At 71.4% G+C, this 22,423-nt stretch carries 22 protein-coding genes; 9 read left to right on the top strand and 13 right to left on the bottom strand.

Features of this window, described 5'->3' with window-relative positions; genetic code table 11:
• Positions 1 to 35: 35 nt before the first annotated feature.
• Together AB0B29_RS23055 and AB0B29_RS23050 are read right to left on the bottom strand one after the other, a co-directional pair.
• Positions 36 to 1,202 carry a hypothetical protein gene (locus tag AB0B29_RS23055; protein ID WP_362242754.1) on the bottom strand — a complete coding sequence of 389 codons (1,167 nt, stop codon included), beginning with the start codon at positions 1,200 to 1,202 and terminating at the stop codon, positions 36 to 38.
• Positions 1,199 to 2,140 carry a 5-dehydro-4-deoxyglucarate dehydratase gene (locus tag AB0B29_RS23050; RefSeq protein WP_362242752.1) on the bottom strand — a complete coding sequence of 314 codons (942 nt, stop codon included), beginning with the start codon at positions 2,138 to 2,140 and terminating at the stop codon, positions 1,199 to 1,201. Before AB0B29_RS23050 ends, AB0B29_RS23055 begins: the two co-directional genes overlap by 4 nt.
• A 270-nt stretch (positions 2,141 to 2,410) precedes the next feature.
• Between AB0B29_RS23050 and AB0B29_RS23045 the strand changes: the two genes are divergently transcribed.
• From AB0B29_RS23045 to AB0B29_RS23010, 8 genes are all read left to right on the top strand, one after another.
• Entirely contained in the window at positions 2,411 to 3,220 is an 810-nt protein-coding gene (locus AB0B29_RS23045; protein ID WP_362242750.1) for an NAD-dependent epimerase/dehydratase family protein, read from the top strand.
• A 307-nt stretch (positions 3,221 to 3,527) separates the two neighbouring features.
• Complete coding sequence (locus tag AB0B29_RS23040) at positions 3,528 to 4,295, top strand: DeoR/GlpR family DNA-binding transcription regulator (protein ID WP_362242747.1); 768 nt, start codon at positions 3,528 to 3,530, stop codon at positions 4,293 to 4,295.
• Between the two features lie 87 nt (positions 4,296 to 4,382).
• Positions 4,383 to 5,756, top strand: a complete 1,374-nt coding sequence (locus AB0B29_RS23035) for an ABC transporter substrate-binding protein (RefSeq protein ID WP_362242745.1) — start codon at positions 4,383 to 4,385, stop codon at positions 5,754 to 5,756.
• Complete coding sequence (locus AB0B29_RS23030) at positions 5,753 to 6,694, top strand: carbohydrate ABC transporter permease (RefSeq protein WP_362242743.1); 942 nt, start codon at positions 5,753 to 5,755, stop codon at positions 6,692 to 6,694. Before AB0B29_RS23035 ends, AB0B29_RS23030 begins: the two co-directional genes overlap by 4 nt.
• Positions 6,691 to 7,515, top strand: coding sequence for a carbohydrate ABC transporter permease (locus tag AB0B29_RS23025; protein ID WP_362242741.1), 825 nt, complete (start codon positions 6,691 to 6,693; stop codon positions 7,513 to 7,515). Before AB0B29_RS23030 ends, AB0B29_RS23025 begins: the two co-directional genes overlap by 4 nt.
• Positions 7,512 to 8,501, top strand: coding sequence for a zinc-dependent alcohol dehydrogenase family protein (locus AB0B29_RS23020; RefSeq protein ID WP_362242738.1), 990 nt, complete (start codon positions 7,512 to 7,514; stop codon positions 8,499 to 8,501). Before AB0B29_RS23025 ends, AB0B29_RS23020 begins: the two co-directional genes overlap by 4 nt.
• A 73-nt stretch (positions 8,502 to 8,574) precedes the next feature.
• Positions 8,575 to 8,796: a hypothetical protein gene (locus AB0B29_RS23015; RefSeq protein ID WP_362242735.1), complete on the top strand. Its 222-nt coding sequence runs from the start codon at positions 8,575 to 8,577 to the stop codon at positions 8,794 to 8,796.
• A 64-nt stretch (positions 8,797 to 8,860) separates the two neighbouring features.
• Positions 8,861 to 10,090, top strand: a complete 1,230-nt coding sequence (locus tag AB0B29_RS23010) for a TerD family protein (protein WP_362243086.1) — start codon at positions 8,861 to 8,863, stop codon at positions 10,088 to 10,090.
• An 85-nt stretch (positions 10,091 to 10,175) separates the two neighbouring features.
• On the opposite strand, the gene AB0B29_RS23005 is transcribed toward AB0B29_RS23010, so the two are convergent.
• The 6 genes from AB0B29_RS23005 to AB0B29_RS22980 form a co-directional block, all read right to left on the bottom strand.
• Entirely contained in the window at positions 10,176 to 10,757 is a 582-nt protein-coding gene (locus tag AB0B29_RS23005; RefSeq protein WP_362242732.1) for a TetR/AcrR family transcriptional regulator, read from the bottom strand.
• Between the two features lie 38 nt (positions 10,758 to 10,795).
• Entirely contained in the window at positions 10,796 to 10,948 is a 153-nt protein-coding gene (locus AB0B29_RS23000; RefSeq protein ID WP_362242729.1) for a hypothetical protein, read from the bottom strand.
• 150 nt (positions 10,949 to 11,098) lie between these two features.
• A complete protein-coding gene (locus AB0B29_RS22995; RefSeq protein ID WP_362242726.1) occupies positions 11,099 to 12,124 on the bottom strand; it encodes a LacI family DNA-binding transcriptional regulator in 1,026 nt (341 codons plus the stop codon).
• A gap of 279 nt (positions 12,125 to 12,403) precedes the next feature.
• Positions 12,404 to 12,790: a VOC family protein gene (locus AB0B29_RS22990; RefSeq protein ID WP_362242723.1), complete on the bottom strand. Its 387-nt coding sequence runs from the start codon at positions 12,788 to 12,790 to the stop codon at positions 12,404 to 12,406.
• A 17-nt stretch (positions 12,791 to 12,807) separates the two neighbouring features.
• Positions 12,808 to 14,253 carry an alkaline phosphatase PhoX gene (locus AB0B29_RS22985; RefSeq protein ID WP_362242721.1) on the bottom strand — a complete coding sequence of 482 codons (1,446 nt, stop codon included), beginning with the start codon at positions 14,251 to 14,253 and terminating at the stop codon, positions 12,808 to 12,810.
• A 186-nt stretch (positions 14,254 to 14,439) separates the two neighbouring features.
• The gene (locus AB0B29_RS22980; protein ID WP_362242718.1) at positions 14,440 to 15,858 is read right to left on the bottom strand and encodes a hypothetical protein; all 1,419 of its coding nucleotides are present in this window, start codon (positions 15,856 to 15,858) and stop codon (positions 14,440 to 14,442) included.
• Between the two features lie 314 nt (positions 15,859 to 16,172).
• On the opposite strand from AB0B29_RS22980, the gene AB0B29_RS22975 reads away from it, so the two are divergent.
• Positions 16,173 to 18,002 carry an endonuclease/exonuclease/phosphatase family protein gene (locus tag AB0B29_RS22975; protein ID WP_362242715.1) on the top strand — a complete coding sequence of 610 codons (1,830 nt, stop codon included), beginning with the start codon at positions 16,173 to 16,175 and terminating at the stop codon, positions 18,000 to 18,002.
• A 68-nt stretch (positions 18,003 to 18,070) separates the two neighbouring features.
• Here AB0B29_RS22975 and AB0B29_RS22970 read toward each other — a convergent pair whose 3' ends face one another.
• From AB0B29_RS22970 to AB0B29_RS22950, 5 genes are all read right to left on the bottom strand, one after another.
• A complete protein-coding gene (locus AB0B29_RS22970) occupies positions 18,071 to 19,042 on the bottom strand; it encodes a DMT family transporter (protein WP_362242712.1) in 972 nt (323 codons plus the stop codon).
• Between the two features lie 69 nt (positions 19,043 to 19,111).
• Complete coding sequence (locus tag AB0B29_RS22965) at positions 19,112 to 19,840, bottom strand: 2OG-Fe dioxygenase family protein (protein WP_362242709.1); 729 nt, start codon at positions 19,838 to 19,840, stop codon at positions 19,112 to 19,114.
• A gap of 18 nt (positions 19,841 to 19,858) precedes the next feature.
• Positions 19,859 to 21,058: an argininosuccinate synthase-related protein gene (locus tag AB0B29_RS22960; RefSeq protein WP_362242706.1), complete on the bottom strand. Its 1,200-nt coding sequence runs from the start codon at positions 21,056 to 21,058 to the stop codon at positions 19,859 to 19,861.
• Positions 21,059 to 21,474: 416 nt separating this feature from the next.
• Positions 21,475 to 21,840, bottom strand: a complete 366-nt coding sequence (locus AB0B29_RS22955) for a DUF3618 domain-containing protein (protein WP_362242703.1) — start codon at positions 21,838 to 21,840, stop codon at positions 21,475 to 21,477.
• Complete coding sequence (locus AB0B29_RS22950; RefSeq protein ID WP_362242700.1) at positions 21,837 to 22,256, bottom strand: phage holin family protein; 420 nt, start codon at positions 22,254 to 22,256, stop codon at positions 21,837 to 21,839. Before AB0B29_RS22950 ends, AB0B29_RS22955 begins: the two co-directional genes overlap by 4 nt.
• Positions 22,257 to 22,423 lie beyond the last annotated feature (167 nt).

Below are 22,423 nucleotides of genomic sequence, written 5' to 3'. Positions count from 1 at the left end.
ACAGCCGCAGTTCGATGCCGGCCGCAGCCCCCGTGTCAGGCCCCGGCGAGGGCGGAGCGGACCCTCTCCAGGTCGTCGTCGGACGCCAGCCCTGCGTGATACAGCCGCAGTTCGGTGGCGCCCAGCCGGCGTGCCTCGGCGGCGTCGGCGGCGAGGGTGCCGGGGCTGCCGCCCATCCCCGAGACGACGGGGAAGTTGGCGGCGACGACGGCGCCCTCACGGCCCTGGCGCGCGAACGGCGTCAGCGTGCCGGGGCCGCCCGCGCACGGCACGACCACGCCGTCCGCCACGGACAGGATGTGCGCCGGGTCGACCCCGGGGTTGGCGCCGACGTGGTACGACACGGGATCCGCGTGCAGCAGCACCTGGAAGCCGTCGGGGGCCGCCGCCCGGACCGCCGCGACGGCCTGCTCCTGGAGGGCGCGGGCGGTTTCGTCGCGGTACGCGCGCGTGGTGTTCGCGAGGGCCTCGCCGAGGAGCTTCTCGATGCCCGCCCAGCCTTCCCCACCGGAGGGCGCCCCCTGCCAGACCGGCTCCAGCGCGGTCCGCACGGCGGCCGCCAGCTCGTCGGCGTCCAGGCCGTGCCGGCCGTAGCCCTCGCGGCAGGACGGGCAGAAGCACAGCGCCATGAGGTACTGCCCGGCCTCCCCGAGGGCGACGCCGCCGGTCTTGTCGTGGGCGTGCAGATGCTCCAGGCCGTACCAGCCGAGGGACTCCAGTTCGGTGCCGCTCGCCCCGGGCCGGACGGCCGCCTCGGCCGCCAGGTCGACGAGGTACGCGCGCGTGGCGGGCTGCGCGATGCACGGCGCCCACGGATAGCGGTCGCCGTAGGCGTTGACGACCGAGGTGCCGGGGTGCTCGGCGCCCAGGCGGGAGTTGTGCGCGAGGACGACCCAGGTGTGCACCTCGAGACCCGCACCGGCGAGGGCGGTGGCTGCCTCACCGAAGGCGTCTCCCGGGGCCCAGGCGCCGGCCGCGTAGGGGCGCAGCTCGCGCCCGGCCCAGCGGTCGTCCGCCGGGTACAGCACGGCGGCGTGCTCGGCGGTGACGATGCGGTGGCGCGGGTGGCGGGGCGTGAGGGCGCGGGTGGAGTGGTAGGCGGCGGCGAGCGTCACCTGCTCCACGCCGAGCGCGGCGATCCGGGCGGGTGCCTCCGGATCCCCGTTGACGTCCCAGGGGTAGACGAATGCCGACGCCTTCACTTGGTCTCCTCCAGCAGCGCGTAGCCCCGCTCGATCACTTCGGCGAGCTGCTTCACATGATCCTCGCTCGGCTCGTGCAGCGGTGACCGCACCTCCCCCACGTCGAGGCCGCGCAGCCGTACACCGGCCTTGACCAGGGCGACGGCGTAGCCGCGGCCCTGGGCGCGCAGTTCGACGAACGGGCGGTAGAAGCCGTCCAGCAGCTTCTCCACCACGGTGTCGTCGCCGGTCCTGAGGGCCTGGTGGAAGGCGAGGGCGATCTCCGGCGCGAAGCAGAACACGGCGGACGAGTAGAGCGTGACGCCGAGGGCGCGGTAGGCGAGCTGGGTCTGCTCGGCGGTCGGCAGGCCGTTGAAGTAGAGGAAGTCGCCCGGGGCCTCGGAGCGGACGGCACTGACGACGCGCTGCATGAGGTCGAGGTCGCCGAGCCCGTCCTTCAGGCCGATGATCCCGTCCGTGCGGGCGAGTGCGACGACCGTCTCGGGGGTGAACACGGCGTTGTCGCGCTGGTAGACGATGACCGGCAGGGCGGTCGCGGCGGCCACCTCGCGGTAGTGCCGCAGCAGCCCCTCCTGCCCGGCGACGACGAGGTACGGCGGCATGGCGAGCAGGCCGTCCGCCCCGGCGGCCTCGGCGAGTCGGGCGTAGCGCACGGCGAGCGCGGTGCCGTACCCGGCGCCGGCGACGACCGGCACCCGCCCGTCGGCGGCCTCGACGGCGGCCCGTACGCAGGCCTCGAACTCCTCGGGCGTCAGGGCGTGGAACTCGCCGGTGCCGCAGCAGGCGAAGACGGCGGCGGCTCCGGCCTCCACCCCGCGCCGGACGTGGGTGCGGAAGGTGTCGAGGTCAACGGAGCCGTCGGTGCCGTAGGCGGTGACCGGGAAGAACAGCGGCCCGCTGGGGATGTCGAGTCGAGCGGCGAGAGGGGCTGGCGTCACAAGCTCTCCCGGTTCCATATTCATGATTGACGTCTATATTTCTGAACGGACCCACGCTAAGGCGCCCCCTCGACACCGGTCAAGCGCGCACACCCGCGAGGCAGCTGCGGATTCACCCCGTCCGCGGCATACTTGACGGGCTCCGCCCCGGATCCTTAGCGTGTCCACGCATATGAATGCCGTGCGCTCATGTGCATGCCAGGCGATCACACGCATGGCGATCAGCACGCTTGGCGACCAGCACGGTCGGCGATCAAGGAGAACCCGAGGATGCCCGCTCCCCGCACCGTCCTGCTCACCGGCGCCGCCGGCGGCCTCGGCACCCTGATGCGGGACCTGCTCCCGGCCTACGGCTACGACCTACGCCTGCTGGACCTGCGCCCGGTCGAGGGCGAACCCGACGCGATCACCGCCGACCTCGCCGACCGGGGCGCCGTGCGCGAGGCGGTCCGGGGCGTCGACGCGATCCTCCACCTCGCGGGCATCTCCCTGGAAGCCCCCTTCGAGAAGATCCTCACGGCGAACATCGAGGGGACCTACCACCTGTACGAGGCCGCCCGCGAGGAGGGCGTCGGCCGGATCGTCTTCGCCTCCTCCAACCACGCCGTCGGCTACACCCCGCGCCCCCGGGGCGACGACCCCCTGATCCCGATCGACACCCCCCGCCGCCCGGACACCTTCTACGGCCTGTCCAAGTGCTTCGGCGAGGACCTGGCACAGCTCTACTGGGACAAGCACGGCCTGGAGACCGTCTCGGTCAGGATCGGCTCCTGCTTCCCCGAGCCGACCAGCGTGCGCATGCTCTCGGTGTGGATGAGCCCCGCCGACGGCGCCCGCCTCTTCCACGCGGCCCTGACCGCCGAACACGTCGGCCACACCGTCGTCCACGGCTCCTCCGCCAACACGCGCCTGTGGTGGGACCTCACCTCCGCCCGGGCGCTCGGCTACGAGCCGCAGGACGACTCCGAGCCGTACGCCGAGAAGCTCATCGCCGAACAGGGCGAACTGCAGGACGGCAACGAGGCACACGCCTACCTCGGTGGCCAGTTCGTGACGGACCCGCCGATCTGGCCGTACTGACACCTCGGACCGATGCGGGCGGGCACCGAACGGGCCCGCCCGCACCCCTGTCCGGGCACGGACCGGCTCCTGAGGGCAGGCGCGACAGCGCCGCCCCCAGGGGCGCGGAGAACTGCGCGACCAGCCACAACAGACCCGCAGCCGCCATACGACCGCACCGCCTGGGCCAGTGGGCCCGCTCCGCCCGAACGGGCATACGCGGTCACTATCACCCGAGCAACAGACCTGGTCACCACACCCCACCCGCTGTACAACTTCCTCCAGACGGCCCGAACGGGCACCGCACGACAGGAAGGCGGGTGACCGAATGACCAGAACCGCGGAAGAACGCCAGCGGGAAATCGTCCGCGCCGCCCGCACCACAGGCGCCGTCGACGTCAACACCCTCGCGGCTCAACTCGGCGTGGCCAAGGAGACCGTGCGGCGAGACCTGCGCGCCCTGGAGGACCACGGCCTGCTCCGCCGTACCCACGGCGGCGCCTACCCCGTGGAGAGCGCCGGCTTCGAGACCACGCTCGCCTTCCGCGCCACCAGCCACGTCCCCGAGAAACGCCGGGTCGCGGCCGCCGCCGCCGAACTCCTCGGCGACGCCGAGACCGTCTTCGTCGACGAGGGCTACACCCCGCAGCTCATCGCCGAGGCACTCCCCCACAACCGGCCGCTGACCGTGGTCACCGCGTCCCTGCCGGTCGCCGGCGTCCTCGCCGAGGCCGAGCAGATCTCCGTACTGCTGCTCGGCGGCCGGGTGCGGCGCGGCACCCTCGCCACCGTCGACCACTGGACGACGAAGATGCTGTCCGGCTTCGTCGTCGACCTGGCGTTCATCGGCGCCAACGGCATCTCCCGCGAACACGGCCTCACCACCCCCGACCCGGCCGTCAGCGAGGTCAAGGCACAGGCGATCCGGGCCGCCCGGCGCGTGGTCTTCGCAGGCGTGCACACCAAGTTCGGAGCGGTCAGCTTCTGCCGGTTCGCCGAGGTCGGCGCGCTGGAGACGATCGTGACGAGCACCCGGCTCCCGGCCGCCGAGGCCCACCGCTACTCGCTGCTCGGACCACAGGTCCTCCGCGTCTGACCCACCCCCTGGCCTCCCACCGGGTGCAGCCGCGCCTTGCCATGCCCCTTACCTCCCCATACATCCCATACATTCCAGGAGCGATCCATGCGAACCCAGAGCCGACGACGGCCACCGCGAGCCCCGCTCGCCCTGGCCGCCGCAGGGACGCTGCTCGCCCCGCTGCTGTCCGGCTGCTGGGTCGGCGCGGGCGGGACCGGCTCCGGCGGTGACGCCATCAACGTCCTGATGGTCAACAACCCGCAGATGGTCGAGCTGCAGAAGCTGACCCGCGCCCACTTCACCGAACAGACGGGCATCAAGGTCAACTTCACGGTCCTGCCCGAGAACGACGTCCGCGACAAGATCAGCCAGGACTTCGCCAACCAGGCCGGCCAGTACGACGTCGCCACCCTGTCCAACTACGAGATACCGATCTACGCCCGCAACGGCTGGCTGCACGAGATGAACGGCTACGTGGCGAAGGACCCCGCCTACGACGAGCAGGACGTGCTCAAGCCGATGCGCCAGTCCCTCACCGCGGACGACGGCAAGCTCTACGGCCAGCCCTTCTACGGCGAGTCGTCGTTCCTGATGTACCGCAAGGACGTGTTCGACAAGAAGGGCCTGGCGATGCCCGCGCACCCCACCTGGCGGCAGGTGGCGGACCTCGCGGCCCGGGCCGACGGCGCCGAGCCCGGCATGAAGGGCATCTGCCTGCGCGGCCTGCCCGGCTGGGGCGAGGTCATGGCCCCCCTCACCACCGTCGTCAACACCTTCGGCGGCACCTGGTTCGACCAGGACTGGAAGGCACGACTCGACTCCCCCGCCTTCGAGAAGGCGACCAAGTTCTACGTCGACCTGGTGCGCGCACACGGCGAGTCCGGCGCCGCCCAGTCCGGCTTCGCCGAGTGCCTCAACAACATGACCCAGGGCAAGGTCGCCATGTGGTACGACGCCACCTCCGCGGCCGGCTCGCTGGAGGCGGCGAAGTCCCCGGTCAAGGGCAAGATCGGCTACGCCCCCGCCCCCGTCGAGAAGACCGAGTCCTCCGGCTGGCTCTACACCTGGGCCTGGGGCATCCAGAAGGCCTCCCGCAACCCCGACGACGCCTGGAAGTTCGTCTCCTGGGCCTCGGGCAAGGACTACGAGGAGCTGGTCGGCGACCAGGCCGGCTGGTCGAACGTCCCCGCCGGCAAGCGGGCGTCGACGTACGCCAACGCCGACTACCGCAAGGAGGCCGGTGCCTTCCAGGAGATGACCAAGGAGGCCATCGAGAAGGCACGGCCGACCGATCCCGGCGTCCAGCCGCGGCCCGCGCCCGGCATCCAGTTCGTCGGCATCCCCGAGTTCACCGACCTCGGCACCCAGGTCTCCCAGGAGATCAGCGCGGCCATCGCCGGACGCCAGTCCGTCGAGTCGGCCCTGAAGAAGTCACAGGCGCTCGCCGAGAAGATCTCCGAGGAGTACGAGGGACGATGACCGCGACGACCACGGCCCCCGTGGCCTCTCCCGGGATACCCGCCCCGGCCCGCCGCCCCTCCGCCCGGCTGCGCGCCTGGGCGACCAGAGCACCCCTGCTGCCCGCCCTGATCTTCATGATCGTCGTCACCCAGCTGCCCTTCGTGGCCACGCTGGTGATCTCCTTCTTCGACTGGAACTCCCTCTATCCCGACGCCCGGCACTTCACCGGCGTCGACAACTACCAGGAGGTCCTCACCGACCCGGACCTGCGCCACTCGGTGTGGACGACCGTGCTGCTGACGGTGGCGGTGGTGCTGGCGAGCCTGGTGCTGGGACTCGCACTCGCCCTGCTGCTGGACCGGAGGTTCCGCGGCCGGGGCGTCGTACGGACGCTGCTGATCGCGCCGTTCCTGGTGGTACCGGTCGCGGCGGCCCTGCTCTGGAAACATGTGCTCTACAACCCTGAATACGGCCTGCTCAATGGGTTGTTGCACTACGTGGGCGGCCCTCAGCCGGACTGGATCTCCAGCACCCCGCTGCTCGCGGTCGAGGCATCCCTCGTCTGGCAGTGGACACCGTTCATGATGCTGATCCTGCTCGCCGGCCTGCAGAGCCGCGACCACGAGCAGATCGAGGCCGCCCGGGTCGACGGCGCGAGCGACTGGCAGATCTTCGTCCACCTGACCCTCCCCCATCTGCGCCGCTACCTCGAACTGGGCGCTCTGCTGGGCTCGATCTACATCGTCCAGAACTTCGACGCGGTCTTCACGATCACGTCCGGCGGCCTCGGCACCGCCAACCTCCCCTACACCGTCTACCAGAGCTTCTACCAGGCCCACGAGAACGGCCTCGCATCGGCCGCGGGCGTCCTGGTGGTCATCGGCTCCATCGTCATCGCGACCTTCGCCCTGCGCGTGGTGTCGTCCCTGTTCCGCGAGGAGGTGTCCCGCGCATGAGCGTCGTGCGCCGCAACGGCCTCGGCCTGCTGGCCTGGCTGGCCGGGATCGTGTTCTTCCTGCCCATCGCGTGGATGACACTGACGTCGTTCCACTCGGAGTCCGACGCCGCGACGAACCCGCCGTCCTTCGCCGCCGCCCTCACCCTGGACGGCTACCGCGAGTTCTTCGGCGCGGGTGGCGGCGCGAGCCCCTGGCCGGCCCTGGTCAACTCCACCGTCGCGTCCGCGGCCTCGACACTGCTGGTCCTGCTGCTGGCCTTCCCGGCGGCGTACGCGCTGTCCATCAACCGGGTGCGCAAGTGGACGGACGTGCTGTTCTTCTTCCTCTCCACGAAGATGCTGCCGGCCGTGGCGGGCCTGCTGCCGCTCTACCTGTTCGCCAAGAACGCCGGGATGCTCGACAACATCTGGCTGCTGGTCATCCTCTACACCTCCATGAACCTGCCGATCGCGGTGTGGATGATGCAGTCCTTCCTCGCCGAGATCCCGGTCGCGGTGATCGAGGCGGCGAAGGTCGACGGGGCCCGGCTGCCCACGATCCTCGCGCGCGTGGTCGCACCCATCTCCCTCCCCGGTATCGCCGCGACGGCGCTGATCTGCTTCATCTTCAGCTGGAACGAGCTGCTGTTCGCCCGGGTGCTCACGGGTGTGGTCGCCGAGACCGCCCCCGTCTTCCTGACCGGCTTCATCACCAGCCAGGGCCTGTTCCTGGCGAAGGTGTGCGCCGCGTCGCTCGTCATCTCCCTGCCGGTGCTCGCCGCGGGGTTCGCCGCCCAGGACAAGCTGGTCCAGGGCCTGTCGTTGGGAGCCGTGAAATGAAGGCCGCCGTCATCGAGTCCGTGGGCAAGGCCGTCGTCACCGAGGTCCCGGACCCGACGCCAGGGCCGCGCGAGGTCGTCGTCGAGGTCGCCGCCTGCGGGCTGTGCGGAACGGACCTGCACATCCTCCAGGGTGAGTTCGCCCCCAAGCTCCCGATCGTGCCCGGGCACGAGTTCGCCGGCGAGGTCGTCGGAGTCGGCACGCAGGTCACGGAGGTGGCGGTGGGCGACCGGGTCGCCGTCGACCCGTCCCTCTACTGCTACGAGTGCCGCTACTGCCGCACCGGCCACAACAACCTCTGCGAACGCTGGGCGGCGATCGGGGTGACGACGGCCGGAGGGGCGGCGCAGTACGCGGTGGCCCCGGTGGCGAACTGCGTGAAGCTCCCCGAGCACGTCCGCACCGAGGACGCGGCGCTCGTGGAGCCGCTGTCCTGCGCGGTCCGCGGCTACGACGTGCTCCGCTCCCGCCTCGGCGCGCACGTCCTGGTCTACGGCTCCGGCACCATGGGCCTGATGATGCTGGAGCTGGCCAAGCGCACGGGCGCGGCGAGCGTGGACGTCGTCGACGTGAACCCGGCCCGGCTGGAGACGGCCCGCCGCCTCGGCGTCTCGGCGTCGGCGGCCACCCCCGACGAACTGGACCGCCCGCAGGGCTGGGACCTGGTGATCGACGCCACGGGCAACGCGGCGGCGATCCAGGACGGGCTGGACCGGGTGGCCAAGGCGGGCACGTTCCTGCAGTTCGGCGTGGCCGACTACGCGACCCGCGTGACGATCGATCCGTACCGCATCTACAACCAGGAGATCACCATCACGGGCTCGATGGCGGTGCTGCACAGCTTCGAGCGGGCGGCGGAGCTCTTCGCGAACGGCGTCCTGGACCCGGACCTGTTCATCAGCGACCGCATCCCGCTCGAGCGGTACCCGCAGGCGCTGGAGCAGTTCGCGGCGGGGGTCGGCCGGAAGATCGTGGTGGTGCCGTAGGCCGACCGCGCAGGAGGGCCGGGGCAGACGAAATCCGGTGGGGCGTCCGCCCCCGCCCCCCTACGCTCACGGCATGCCACGACCCCACGGTTTCACCTACGAGCAGCACGCGGGCGGAACCGTCCGCATCAGCCACCACGGCCGCCCCGCCACCACCCTGAACGGCCCCCGGGCCACGCAGTTCCTCGCCGAGGTCGAGGCGTCCGACCCCCAGCTGGTCATGGCCCGCTGGACCGGCAACTACAAGCGCGGCAACGAACGCGCCGCCCGGGACCATCCCCGTAACCGCCGGTGACCCGATTGGCCGGATGGTAAGGGAACGGCAAAACCGCCTCGCTCGTTCACCCGGCATGACAGCTATGACCCCCGGCTCGAACATCCCCCTGTCCGCCGCCCGCGTGACGGTGGACGTCGCCGCCCCGGTGCGGCTCGACGTATCGGGCCTGCTGCTCACCGCCGACGGCAAGGTGCGCTCCGACGACGACTTCATCTTCTACAACCAGCCGTCGGGTCCGGGCGTGACGTACCGCTCGGGCGGCGGCAGTGCCCCCGACGCGATCGTGGTCGACACGACGGCCCTCCCGCCCGGCATCGAGAAGATCGTCGTCACGGCCAGCCCGGACGCCGCGGGCCAGACCTTCCAGGGCATCGAGCCGACGGCCACGATCCGCGACGCGGACGGCGGCTCCGTCCTGGCCACGTTCACGCCACCGCAGCTCGGCAGCGAAACGGCCCTGGTGATCGTGGAGGTCTACCAGCGAGGCGGCCGGTGGAAGGCCCGCGCCGTCGGCCAGGGCTACGCGAACGGCCTCGCGGGTATCGCCACGGACTTCGGGGTCACGGTGGAGGAGCCGGCCGCCGCCGCGCCCCAGCCGGTGACCCCGCCCCCGGCCCCGGTGCAGCCGCCCGTGGCTCCGCCCGCCCCGGTGCAGCAGCCCGTGACCCCGCAGGTCGCCGCGCCCGCCGCTCCGCCGGCCCCGGCCACACCTCCCCCGCCCGCGCCCGGCGCCGGGAAGATCAACCTCGACAAGGGCCGTGTCAGCCTCCAGAAGAACCAGACGGTCTCCCTCGTCAAGGGCGGCCGCCCCCTGCTCTCCCAGGTCAGGATGGGCCTCGGCTGGGAGCCGGCGTACCGCGGCAAGGACATCGACCTGGACGCCTCGGTCATCGCCTACGGGCCGCAGCGCAACCACATCGACAGCTGCTACTTCGGCAAGCTCCAGATCGTGGGCGGCGCCATCCGGCACTCCGGCGACAACCTCACGGGCGAGGGCGGCGGTGACGACGAGACCATCATGGTCGACCTCGGCCGCCTGCCCCAGGAGGTCACCGGTCTGGTCTTCACGGTGAACTCCTTCTCCGGCCAGAAGTTCACGGAGGTCGCCAAGGCCTACTGCCGCCTCCTGGACGGCACGACCGGTGAGGAACTGGTCCGCTTCGACCTCACCGGCGCCGAGCCGCAGACGGGCGTGCTGATGGCCAAGCTGATCCGCCAGTTCTCCGGCGAGTGGGAGATGACGGCCATGGGCGACTTCGTGAAGTCCCGCACGGTGAGGGGGATGGTGAAGCCGGCGGCCCAGGCGCTGTGACGCGCCGGTTCCCCGCGCCCCTGAGGGGCGCGGGGAACCGCGCGACAAGCCACACACCCGCCGCATGCGCACACTGACCCCGCCCCTACGGCCCGTGAGTCCGCGGTCGCACCCCCTCCGTCAGCACGGTCAGATACCGCCGGATGTGCCCGCACTCCGCGTCCGCCAGCTCCGCAGCCGCCGCGACACCATGGGCCAGTCGCAGGATGTCGATCGGCTCGATGTCACGCCGTAGCGCGCCTGCCTCCTGGGCCGCCCGGACCAGTCGCCCCGCCGCGCCCTTGACCGAGTCGCCGCAGGCTGTTCCCACGGGGGAGCCGGTGGCCGCGACCGCCGGACCCAGCAGGGACCGCAAGCCCCGCATCCTGATCAGCCCGGCGCCCAGTTCGTACAGCCACTCGGCCAGAGCCTCACCGGGCGGGAGTTCGGCGGCGAGCTCGTCCGCCCGGGCCGCGATCGCCTCGACACGCTCCAGGTACGCGGCCTCCAGCAGTGCCTGCCGGGTCGGGAAATGCCGGTACAGCGTGCCGGAGCCGACCCCGGCCCGCTTGGCGATGTCGTCGAGCGAGGCGCTCTCCCCGTGCTCGGCGAAGGCCTCCGCAGCGACCGCCAGCAACCGCTCGTGGTTGCGCCGGGCATCCGCCCGCATGGGCCTGACCTGCGCCACGCGACCTCTCCTCACGAACCGGGGACTTTCTCCGCACTCTACCGAGGCGGCGCTCCGGCACCCGGCACCTCCCTCTTCATCGCCCCCGCCGCCAGGTCCCGCAGGAAGTGCCGCGCCCCGAACAGGAACACCACGATCAACGGGATGACGCTCATCAGCGCACCGGCCATCACCAGGGGAAGCGAGGACAACGACGTCGGCGGGCGCGTGGTAGTCGGGCCGACGTCTCTCGGTGGGGGGGTTCCGACCGCCCGTGAACGTCGTTCACGTGAGCGTTGCCGTCGAGTATCGAGGGGTCAGAAATCCGGTATCGAGGGAACCACGAGGCCGATCTGCCTCGGTCAGGCGGAGTCGCGCACCACGAGTTCGGGTGTCACCCAGGCCTCCGCGCCCCGCAGCGGCTCCTCGCCCGCGCGCAGCCGGGCCACCTGCTCCACGGCCAGCCGTCCCAGCTGCCGCTTGTCGATGTGCAGGGTGGTCAGGGCGGGTTCGACGAGCTCGCCCAGCGAGAGACCGTCGAACCCGAGCACGGCCAGGTCACCCGGAACGCTCCGGCCACGCCGTCGGGCGGTGCGCATCGCCCCGACGGCGATCAGGTCGTTGAAGCCGAAGACCGCGGTGACGTCGGGCCGCCGGGCCAGCAACCGCTCCATGCCGGCCTCGCCACCGGCCACGCTGTGCTCGGGGCACACCACGACCCAGTCCTCGTCGACCGGCAGTCCGAGCCGCCGCGCCTGCTCCACGAAGGCCTGTCGACGCGGGCCGGGACCGTGCACGCCGTCCAGCATGCCGATCCTGCGGTGCCCGGCACGGAACAGATGGTCCAAGCCCTGCTCGACACCGGAGGCGGCGTCGATGCCCACGGCCGCGAACCGGGTCTGCTGCGGCCCACGCTCCAGCAGCACCAGCGGCACGCCGCCGAGATGCCGGGCCAGCACGTCGTCCGGACCCTTGAAGTAGCCGACGACCGCGTCCGCCTGGTGGGAGAGCACGTCGAGCGCCTCCCGCTCCCTGGCCTCGTCGATCCGGGAGTCCCACACCACGACCTGCCAGCCCCGCTGCTCGGCCGCCTCCAGCACTCCGGCGGCCACCTCGGGGAAGAACGGATTGCGCAGGTCCGGGATGACCAGACCGGCCGTCACCGCACCCTTCTGGACGAGTCCGCGCGCGAACCGGCTGGGCCGGTAGTCCAGGAGCCGCGCCGCCTCGAGGACCCGCTCCTTGGTGCCGGGGTCGATCTCACCCTTGTCGTTGACCGCCCGCGAGACCGTCTGACGCGACACCCCGGCGAGCCGTGCGACGTCGTGGATCGTGGCCCGGCGCCGGGCACCGTCGGGCCGCTCCGCACGCTGATCGTCCGTCCGCACGTCCAGCACTGTATCCGCCCCCGAACCCTGGCCGGCAGGGAAGCCGGACGGACGCCACCGAGCGCCCGCACCCGCGTACGGCGAGAAGGGTCCGTGTCCGGGGGGGGGTGTCCGCCCGCAGCGGTTGGCGCGTCGACGGACAGTCACTCGGTATGGCACCCCATCGCGCCGTTCCGAGGACGGACCCCCCGGCGCGGCCCCGGCTTGCACCCTGCGGTCAGCCGAAGCGAACGCGGTCGCAGCCGGCCGATCACCCCAGCACGGCATCCACCGCTCCCGTCAGTCGCCGAGCTCCGTGAAGAGCGTCAGCTGAAGCGCCCCCGGCGCTTCGAGCCGCGAGTTCAGCGAGTTCCAGGGCGTGCGTGTCGGCTCGGCCACGACCTCCGCTCCCGCAGCGGCCAGTTTCGCCGTGGTGGCAACGGAGTCGTCCACCTGGAAGGCGACCCGGATGTGCCCGCCCACCCGCCGCCCGACCTCGACCTCGTCGATGAACGCGGCGTGGTTCGGGTCGGTCAGCTCCAAGGTGGCCCGCCCGGCGTCGAGGATCGTGACCCGCCCGTCCTCCGAGGCGAACGCGCCCTGCTCGGTCAGGCCGAGCACGTCCCGGTAGAAGTGCCGCGCGGCGTCGTAGTCCTCGGGTCCGCCGAAGAGGACGCCCCCACTCATACGGGTGACTCGGCGTTCTACCGCTTCTGCCGCTTCCAGGGCCCGGTGATGGCGAGCATGATGCCCGGCGTCTGGATGTTGGCGTACAGCGTGCGCCCGTCGGGTGAGAAGGTGACACCCGTGAACTCGCTGTACTCCGGCTCCTCCGCGGTGCCGATGTTCAGTTCGTTGCGGGCGATCGGGTAGGTGCGGCCGCTGTCGGTGGCGCCGAACAGGTGCTGTACGCCTTCCCCGTCCTCGGCGATGACCAGGCCGCCGTACGGGGAGACGGTGATGTTGTCGGGGCCGTCGAACGCACCGTCCTTCGACGGGTCGGGGTTCACGCCGAGCAGGACCTTCAGCGTCAGCGTGCGGCGCTTGGGGTCGTAGAACCAGACCTGCCCGTCGTGCTGGACGGGGCTCTCCTCACGGGCGTAGGAGGAGACGATGTAGGCACCGCCGTCGCCCCACCACATGCCCTCCAGCTTGCGGGCCCGGGTGACCTGGTCGTCCTTGAACTGCTTGCGCACGGGCGTGGTGCGGGCGTCGCGGTCGGGGACGTCCACCCAGTCGACGCCGTAGACGGTGCCGATCCTCGTGGCGCGGGACAGGTCGTCGACGAACTTGCCCCCCGAGTCGAAGCACTTGGGCGCCTGGAGGATCCCGGCGTCGTCGGCGAGCCCCCGGAACTTCCCGGGGCCGTACGCGAAGCCCCCGGGCGGGGTCCAGCGGAAGAAGAGACCGTTGGGTCCTGCGGCGTCCTCGGTCAGGTAGGCGTGGCCGCGCTTGGGATCGATGACGACGGCCTCGTGGTCGTAGCGGCCGAAGAACTTCAGCGGCTTGGGGGCACGGTTGGCGCGCCGGTCGCAGGGGTCGACCTCGAAGACGTAGCCGTGGTCCTTGGTCATGCCGTTGACGCCGGCCTTGTCGGAGTTCTCCTCGCAGGTGAGCCAGGTGCCCCAGGGCGTGCGGCCGCCGGCGCAGTTGGTGGAGGTGCCGGCGATGCCCACCCACTCGGCGACGCGTCCGTCGGGGCGCACCTCGACGACCGTGCAGCCGCCGGCCGCGGCCGGGTCGTAGACCAGGCCCTCGGTGAGCGGCACCGGGTGCTCCCAGTTGGCGCGCGGTCCCTTCAGCTCGTGGTTGTTGACGAGCAGCGTGGTGCCCCGGGGGCCGTCGAAGGTGGCGGTTCCGTCGTGGTTGGAGGGCGTGAACTCGCCGGATTCCAGCCGGGTCCTGCCGCTGTAGGTGATGATCTTGTAGGTGAAGCCGGCGGGCAGGGCGAGGAGGCCCTTGGGGTCCGGGACGAGCGGCCCGTAGCCGACTCCGTGCCGGGCGTCCGCCGCCTCGTCCCCCGCGCTGACGGTGTCGTCGGACGCGAGGGCGTTCGGCGCGGTGGCGAGGGCGCCGACACTGCCCGCCAGCGCCACTCCGGCACCGGTGATCGCGGAGTTCCTGGCGAAGTCCCTACGGGTGAGCGACATGGTGTCTCCTGTGACGGTGAGAATGCCGTGGGAGGTGGCGGACCTCGTGCGGCAACACCGTCCCGCCCGTGTCTGAACGGGGGTTGAACAACGCGCTAAGGGGCGCGGGGAACTGCGCGACCAGCCACAGCTCACCCGCACTCGAGGTCCGGGCCAGCCACAGCTCACCCGCACTCGGGGTCCCGCTCAGCCCCCCTGCTGCGACCGAGCCTTGAACGCGGCCTTCCGCGCTTCCTTCGCCACCTTCTTGTCGGGATGCAGCCGCCCCATCGCCTCCAGCACATCGGCGGTCGCCGGGTGATCAACCCGCCACACGGCCTCGAAGAACCCGCCGTGCTGGCGCGCGAGCCCCTCCACGAGCGCCCGCAGCTCCTCGGAGTTCCCCTCCGCGGCCAGCTGCGCGGCCACCGTGTCGATGGTCAGCCAGTAGACCATCGCCTCGGACGGCGCGGGCACGTCCGCCGCACCGTGCTCGGTCAGCCACACCCGGGCGAGCCCGCCCAGTTCAGCGTCGTCGAGCACCTCCCGCAGCGCGGGCTCGGCCGAGGCCCCCACCAGCGACAGGGCCTGCTGACACCGCAACCGCCGCAACGGTGCCCCGGCGTCGGAGCCCCGAGCCGCCGCCAGCAACTCCCGCGCAGCGGCCAGCGATTCCCGCCGCCGAAGCCACTGCTCGGTCTCGGCCTGCGCGGCACCGGGCGGGAATTCGGCCGTGCCGTCGAGCAGCGCGTCGGCTCCCTTGTCCGCGAGGTCGCCGACGGCCGGCACCTCGAACCCGGCCTCCAGCAGCCGTGCACGCATGCCGTACACCCCGAGCGGGGTGAGCCGGACCATGCCGTACCGGGAGACGTCGGTGTCGTCGACGGGCGCCGCGGGTTCCTCGTCGGCGTCGGCCATGAGCGCCTCGTCCACCGGCTGGTAGGCGACGAAGCCCACCGGCTCCAGCATCCGGAACTGGTCGTCCAGCCGCATCATCGCGTCGGACACCTGCTCCAGGACGTCGTTGGTGGGCTCGCCCATGTCGCCGGGCACGATCACCGAGGCCGCCAGCGCCGGGAGCGGCACCGGGGCCCCGTCGGGCGCGTCCTCGCCGGCGGTCAGCAGATAGAGGTTGCCGAGCACGCCGTCGAGGAACTCGGCCTCGCCCTCGGGGTCCCAGTCGAGGGCGGAGAGGTCGACCTCGCCGTCCTCGTCCACGAGCCCGTCCAGATCGGGCACGCTCGCGTCGGCGAGCACGGTCTCCAGCGCGGCGAGCCACACGGTGAGCACGTCCTGCGGCGAACCACCGGTGAGCAGGGCCAGGTCCGCACCGGCCGTCACGGTGCCCTGCTCCTCGTCGACGACCTCGACGAGCCCGGCGTCCACGGCGACCCGCCACGCCTCGCCGGCGTCCGCGGCCGCGTCCTCCCCGCTCAGCCCGAGCGCCTCCGCGGCCGCGGGCAGCTGCTCGTCGACGAGCCCTCCCCCGGCGTCGACGCGGGTGTCCGGCCCGGCCCAGCGGGCGAGCCGGGCGGCCCGGGACAGCAACGGCGTGGACAGCGCGTCGCGCGCCAGCTCCGCTTCGGGGTGCAGCCGCACCGGCGGCAGGGGGGAGCGGTCTGACATCGGCTGTTTCTCCTAGCGCGCCTCTGGTGACTCAACCGCTCAGCCTAGACGGATATCCACCCATGCCGCCCACTTCATCTCCCGGTCGGGTGCCGTACATGGCCGAAACCTTGACAAGTGACATGCACAGGCTGGAGATTGACGCGCGTAGAAGTCGGCGGACAGTTGTTCACCGGGCCGGCCCCACCAGGCCCACCCGTCCAGACCGGTCTACGCGCGTCACCGCATCCGCCCCACAGGTAGCGACAGTCCAGCCTTTCCACATGTCTCCGCCCTCGTCCCGGCGCCCTGTCACGTCCCCGGAGGGAATCCCGTTGCCGAGCAAGTCGTCCGCGCGTCTCGCCGCGCTCACCGTCGCCGCCGCGTGTTCCGCGGCCTCCACGATCGTCCTCACCAGCCCCGCGCACGCGGAGTCGGTCCGCGTCCACGACATCCAGGGCAGCACCCGGACCTCCCCGTACGCCGGGAAGCAGGTCACGGACGTGGCCGGAATCGTCACCGGCATCCGGACCTACGGCTCGTCCCGCGGCTTCTGGATCCAGGACCCGACCCCGGACGCCGACCCGGCGACCAGTGAGGGCGTCTTCGTCTTCACCGGCTCCGCCCCGAAGGGGGTCGCCGTCGGTGACTCCGTCACGGTCGGCGGCACGGTCACGGAGTACGTCCCCGGTGGAGCGGCCTCCGGCAACCAGTCGGTGACGGAGATCACCAAGCCGACGACGACGGTCGTCTCCAGCGGCACCGTGCTGCCCGCCGCCACGGCGATCACCTCGCGCTCGGTCCCCGCCGCCTACGCGCCCGCCGGCGACGCCGCCGCGAACGGCTCGGTCAACGCGCTGCCCCTGAAGCCCTCGAAGTACGCCCTGGACTACTACGAGGCGCTGGAGGGCATGTCCGTCCGGGTTGCCGACACCCGCGTCATCGGCGCCACCGACCCGTACACCGAGCTCTGGGTGACGGTGAAGCCGCACGAGAACCGCAACCGCCACGGCGGCACGGTCTACGGCTCCTACGACGACCAGAACACGGGCCGCCTGCAGATCCAGTCCCTCGGCGCCACGGCGGACTTCCCCAAGGCGAACGTGGGCGACACCCTGGCCGGCACCACCGCGGGCCCTCTGGACTACAACCAGTTCGGCGGCTACACCCTGGTCGCGAGCGAGCTCGGCACGCTGAAGAGCGCGGGCCTGGAGCGCGAGACGACCCGCCGGCAGCGCTCCTCCGAACTGGCCGTCGCCACCTACAACGTCGAGAACCTCGACCCGACCGACGACACCTTCGCCGCGCACGCCGCCGCGATCGTGAACAACCTGAAGTCGCCCGACATCGTGTCCCTGGAGGAGATCCAGGACAACAACGGCGCGAAGAACGACGGCACGGTCGCCGCCGACCAGACGCTGACCAAGCTGATCGACGCGATCGTCGCGGCGGGCGGCCCGAAGTACGACTGGCGTTCGATCGACCCGGCCGACGGCGCCGACGGCGGCGAGCCGGGCGGCAACATCCGTCAGGCGTTCCTGTTCAACCCCGAGCGCGTCTCCTTCACGGACCGCGCGGGCGGCGACGCCACGACGGCCACCGACGTGACGAGGATCCGCGGCAAGGCCCACCTCACGCTCAGCCCGGGACGCATCGACCCCGCCGACGAGGCCTGGCAGAACAGCCGCAAGCCGCTGGCCGGCGAGTTCGTCTTCCGCGGCCGCACCGTCTTCGTGATCGCCAACCACTTCAACTCCAAGGGCGGCGACCAGGGCCTGACGGCGCAGTACCAGCCGCCGTCCCGCAGCTCCGAGACGCAGCGTCACCGGCAGGCCACCCTGGTGAACGCCTTCGTCAAGGACATCCTCGACACGCAGAAGAACGCGGACGTCATCGCGCTGGGCGACATCAACGACTTCGAGTTCTCACAGACCGCGAAGCTCCTGGAGGGCCGCGGCGAACTCTGGTCCGCGATCAAGTCGCTGCCCCGCAACGAGCGTTACTCGTACGTCTACCAGGGCAACAGCCAGGTCCTCGACCAGATCCTGGTCAGCCCGTCGATCCGCCGCGACTGCGACTTCGAGTACGACAGCGTGCACATCAACGCGGAGTTCAACGACCAGATCAGCGACCACGACCCACAGGTCCTGCGCTTCCGTCCGTGACACCACGCGTACAGGGGCCGGCCGGGCGAAACGCCCGGCCGGCCCCTGTGCACTTGCGCTCCACGGGGCTACGTTCGCGCGACCTCACGGATGTCCTGGCTCTGCGGCTGCCGGGGCGCGTCGGCCACTGGACGGGGTTCGGCGGCGCGGCGCCCCCAGGTGGTGCCGGCGAGCACGAGGACGGCTCCGAGGTACCCGAGGGCACCCGGGCGGTCGCCGCCGAGCGCGACACCGATGACGGCGGCCCAGAGGGGCTCGGTGCCCTGGAGGAGGCTGACCCGCGAGGGGGAGCTTCGCCGTACGGCCCAGAGCTGGACGAAGAAGGCGAACAACGTGCACATGAGGGACAGGTAGAACAGGTTGGCCCACTCGGCCCCGGTGAAGGACGCGGCCAGTTCCCAGGGCGGGGTTCCGCCGAGCGGGGACAGGACCGCGAAGGCCACGACGGCGGTGCCGAGCTGGACGAAGGTGAGGGTCGCGTCGTCGGTGTCGCGCACGGCGGGGAGACGGTGGGTGACCAGCACGTTGGCCGTGCGGGCGAGGGCGGCCAGCAGGATGAGCAGGTCGCCGAGGGACGGCGTGGTGAAGCCGGTGCCCTGGGTGAGCAGGGCGACACCGAGCACGGACAGCGCCGCCGCGGCCAGGAAGGAACGGCCGGGCGGGGTGCGGGTGAGGGCGGCTTCGGCAAGGGGGGTGAAGATCATGGTGAGGCTGATGATCAGCCCGGCGTTGGTGGCCGAGGTGTGGACGACGCCGTAGGTCTCCAGCAGGAAGACGGCGGTGAGGATCAGCCCGAGGATGCCTCCGCCGCGCAGTTCTCGTGCCGTCAGCCGCCGCAGCCCGCGCCGGGCCGCCAGGCCGAGGAGCGGGATGGCGATGAGGAAGCGCAACAGGAGCAGCGCGATGACGGAGTCCGCGTGGGTGATGTCCTTGGTGGCCAGGTAGCTGGAGCCCCAGACGATCGCGACGAGAAGGACGGGGCCGTCGCTCAGCCAGGCCCTGCGGGGGCTGGTTCGGCCGGCGGGGGACGCGGTAGGCATGGAAACCCTCCGGGGTGGACCGGGCCCCGGCCGCCGGTAAGGGGCGGCCGGGGCTGGTGGTGATGCGGGTCAGCGGGCGGTGTAGGCCATCACCAGGACGTCGCGGTGGGCGGGTTCCGTGGCATCGACGGGGTGGACCGGGGTGACCGAGTGCAGGGTGCGGCGGTCGTCTCCGAGCAGCAGGTCGCCGGGCGTGGAGAGGGTGGTCGTCAGCAGGTGGGTTCCGTCGTCGGAGTAGACGGAGCTCTCACCGCCCGTGACGTTGAGCCGGTCGATGAGCAGGGAGGTGATGAAGGTGACACCGTCGCGGTGGCGGCCCTCCGGTGCGGGCTGGCCGGCCTCGGCTCCGGCCGTGATGCGGTACGGGTGGAGCTTGATGTTCCAGTGCCGGGTGCCGTCGACGGTGCTGAAGACGCTGCCCAGGGTGACCAGGAGGGTGCGCAGGAGCGGGTCTGAGGTGAACGCCGCGGTCAACGGCTCGAAGAGCCGGTCCACCCCGCCGTTGAGCGGGTTGACCTCGCTCTCCTGCCGGTACGGCTCGTGCGGGAGCAGGGTCAGCTCGCCGGTGCCGAGGTCCAGGTCGTACTGGCCGTAGCGGCGGTAGCGGTAGGTGCCGCCGTCCGCCATGTGCGTGTCGAGGCTGAGGTCGTCCCAGTTGGAGGCGAAGCGTGTCCAGTCGGCCTCGACGGCACCGAGCAGGCGGGTGAGCTCTGCTGCGGGGAGCAGGTGTCCGCCGGGGCCGGACAGTGCCGTGATGGCGGCTTCCGCTTCGGGGGCGAGCGTGATGTTGCCGGTCATGGGGTGTCCTTCCGAGGGTCAGGCCAGGGCGGGCTGGGGTGCGGCGTGTGCGGCGGTCTCGAGGGCGATGGAGTGCTCCTCCCACCGCTCGCGGTCACGCAGGTAACGCGGTCGCGGGGCAGTGATCGCCCGTGTCTCGGCACCGCCCACGTGGAGCTCCCAGGTGACCTGGCCGGTCGTCCGCCGGGCACAGATGTCGATGAACTGCTGGGCTGCGGTGCGCAGTTCACCGAACCAGCGGCCCTCCAGCGCCTCGCGCACCCAGACCTGCTCCAAATGCTGCTTCTCCCGGATGAGTTCGGCGTCCAGGCAGGCGGACTCGACGTGGCGGTAGGAACGCAGCAGCAGCCAGGCGGCCGGCATCTCGCGGATCTCCAGCACCTTCTCGCCGTGGTCGAGGTGCTCCAGTCCGGAGTAGCGGCCGAGTCCGTATGCCCCGACGCGCCGGTTCAGTGCGGCTGTCAGGTCGACGAGGGGCAGGTGTTCACCGTCCAGGGTGACGGGGAGACCGGCCTCGAAGCCCACTGAGACGGTGTCGGCGGCCAGGTGGGGGTCCAGGGCGCTCCAGCGGTACATGCCCTCGGGCACGGCGTGGTTCTCGGGGTCGTCGAGGATGCCGGACTCGAATTCGCGGCACCACAGGTTCGAGTCCCCACTGACCGCCCGTCCGGCCAGCAGGTCGACGCCGGCGCTTCGCAGGGCGGCGTGCTTGGCGTCGCGGTCGACGGGTTCGAGGTCGTAGGGACTGCCGTACAGACCCGGGTAGCCGAGCAGACTCAGTGCGCCGTTGAGGCGGCGCAGGGTGTTCTGCGATCGGTTCGCGGTGTGGATGACCGCTTGGGCGCCCAGCTCACCGGCGAGTTCGACGGCGGCCTGCGCGATCAGAGGGCGGCTCAGGGTCGAGCTGACCGGGTGGATGCCCAGGTAGACGGCCTGCGCGGCGATCGCCGGAGCGACGAAGGATGCTGCGAACTCCTGCTTGCGGTCCAGAATGTGCAGCGTTACGCCGAGGGCGTCGGCGATCTGCTGTTTGTAGGCACTGGACTCGTCCTCACCCAGGTCGACACTGACCGCGTGAACGTCCGTCAGGCCGAGCTGACGCAGTCTCAGCAGTAGGTAGGAGCTGTCCAGTCCGCCGCTGAACAGCGTCACCACCGGACGGGAGGGGTCGAGCAGGCCTTCGATCTGCCGGAAGGAGCGGATGGGAGGCGTGGGCATGAGGTCCTCCAGTGACATCGGAGGGGAACGGGACCTGTGGCACACCGCAGCCACCCCGTTGTGACTGAAGCACCCGAAGATCAACTCCGGGTACGTGGACACTACAAGCAGCCACCCGTTCACACTCTGGTGACGAATATCACCAAGAACATGACAAGGTGTTAAGGCCATGTAAACGCGCAGCTCACGCCACCCCTGGCTCGGATCACCGGCATACCTTTCCGCACTCTCCGGTCTCATCATGCGAGAGGAGTACGCGCCTCAGAGCGGCCACCGGCGAGACAATCCCCCCTCGTCTCATGACAGTTGACGGGCCGACAGACAACGGGCCGCCCGCACCGCACGGGCCACGACACACGACAGCCCGGCCCCGACCGCCGGAGGCGGGTCAGGACCGGGCATGCGGGTCAGACCGCTCAGTGATGCCCGTGCGCATGCCTCCAACGCAACACCCCGACAGCCACCACGGCCCCCGCCGCCCCGGCCACCAGCACCGGCTTCGGATGCCGCATCCCGGCCCGCACCACCGTCCGCACCGGACGAGGCCCCGTGTGCGCCGCCCGATCGTGCACGGTGTGCCCCGCCTGCGCGGCACTGCTGCGCAACTGCACCGTCATCGCCCCGGCCTTGTCCCGCAGATCGGCGGCCCGCGCCCGCGCACGGCCCTTCACATCCGCCTTCCCGGCCAGCTCCTCCACGGTGTTGCCGAGTTCGGCACGAGTCCGCTCGATCTGCCGTCGCAGCTCATCGGGGCCCTTCGCCCCGCCCGTCGCCTCCGTCATCGATGCGCCCTCTCCTTGATCTCCTCCACGTCCGCCCTGACACTGCCGAGCGCCTGCTCCGGCGTGGGCGGCGCGGCCTTCCGCAGCTGTGCCCGCCCGGTCGCCGCCAGCACCGCCGCGATCACGAACAGCACGCCGGTCACGATCAGCGCCGCGGCCCACACGGGCAGGACCAGCGAGAGCGCGGCGACGCCGGCACCGCAGAGCACCAGCAACCCGGCATAGGCGACGGCGCCCGCCGCCCCGAGCAGCCCGCCGCCCCGCCCCGCACGCCTCCCCTTCTCGGCGAGTTCCTCCTTGGCGAGCGCCACTTCCTGCCGCATGAGCGTGGAGAGCTGCTCCGTGGCCTGCCCGACGAGTTCACCCACGGAGCGGCGCTCGTCATGCACGGCCCGATGATCGATGGTCCCGGTCACGGTGCCTCCTCTCGACGTCAGGAACAACCGGGTACCCGTGCGGCCCCGCTGCTACCCAGCGATCCGGGCTCGCCGACGGTTCGACGGCGTCCACCCACCCACCATGAAGCACTACTTAGCGATACCAGGTAGCAAATTTAAGTGGAGCTACACAAAGCTCCAGCCGA

Source organism: Streptomyces tibetensis, from assembly GCF_040647715.1.
GTDB lineage: Bacteria > Actinomycetota > Actinomycetes > Streptomycetales > Streptomycetaceae > Streptomyces > Streptomyces tibetensis_A.
The sequence above is the reverse complement of the archived record's forward strand: the minus strand, read 5'-3'. Positions and strand labels throughout refer to the sequence as shown.

Bases quoted from the DNA above. Each gene is read 5' to 3' on its own strand.
- AB0B29_RS22990 (WP_362242723.1), bottom strand. From the start codon at position 12,790: ATGAGTGGGGGCGTCCTCTTCGGCGGACCCGAGGACTACGACGCCGCG.
- AB0B29_RS23045 (WP_362242750.1), top strand. From the start codon at position 2,411: ATGCCCGCTCCCCGCACCGTCCTGCTCACCGGCGCCGCCGGCGGCCTC.
- AB0B29_RS23015 (WP_362242735.1), top strand. From the start codon at position 8,575: ATGCCACGACCCCACGGTTTCACCTACGAGCAGCACGCGGGCGGAACC.
- AB0B29_RS23020 (WP_362242738.1), top strand. From the start codon at position 7,512: ATGAAGGCCGCCGTCATCGAGTCCGTGGGCAAGGCCGTCGTCACCGAG.
- AB0B29_RS22960 (WP_362242706.1), bottom strand. From the start codon at position 21,058: ATGCCCACGCCTCCCATCCGCTCCTTCCGGCAGATCGAAGGCCTGCTC.
- AB0B29_RS22955 (WP_362242703.1), bottom strand. From the start codon at position 21,840: ATGACGGAGGCGACGGGCGGGGCGAAGGGCCCCGATGAGCTGCGACGG.
- AB0B29_RS23030 (WP_362242743.1), top strand. From the start codon at position 5,753: ATGACCGCGACGACCACGGCCCCCGTGGCCTCTCCCGGGATACCCGCC.
- AB0B29_RS23035 (WP_362242745.1), top strand. From the start codon at position 4,383: ATGCGAACCCAGAGCCGACGACGGCCACCGCGAGCCCCGCTCGCCCTG.
- AB0B29_RS22965 (WP_362242709.1), bottom strand. From the start codon at position 19,840: ATGACCGGCAACATCACGCTCGCCCCCGAAGCGGAAGCCGCCATCACG.
- AB0B29_RS22980 (WP_362242718.1), bottom strand. From the start codon at position 15,858: ATGTCAGACCGCTCCCCCCTGCCGCCGGTGCGGCTGCACCCCGAAGCG.
- AB0B29_RS23010 (WP_362243086.1), top strand. From the start codon at position 8,861: ATGACCCCCGGCTCGAACATCCCCCTGTCCGCCGCCCGCGTGACGGTG.
- AB0B29_RS22985 (WP_362242721.1), bottom strand. From the start codon at position 14,253: ATGTCGCTCACCCGTAGGGACTTCGCCAGGAACTCCGCGATCACCGGT.
- AB0B29_RS23040 (WP_362242747.1), top strand. From the start codon at position 3,528: ATGACCAGAACCGCGGAAGAACGCCAGCGGGAAATCGTCCGCGCCGCC.
- AB0B29_RS22970 (WP_362242712.1), bottom strand. From the start codon at position 19,042: ATGCCTACCGCGTCCCCCGCCGGCCGAACCAGCCCCCGCAGGGCCTGG.
- AB0B29_RS23025 (WP_362242741.1), top strand. From the start codon at position 6,691: ATGAGCGTCGTGCGCCGCAACGGCCTCGGCCTGCTGGCCTGGCTGGCC.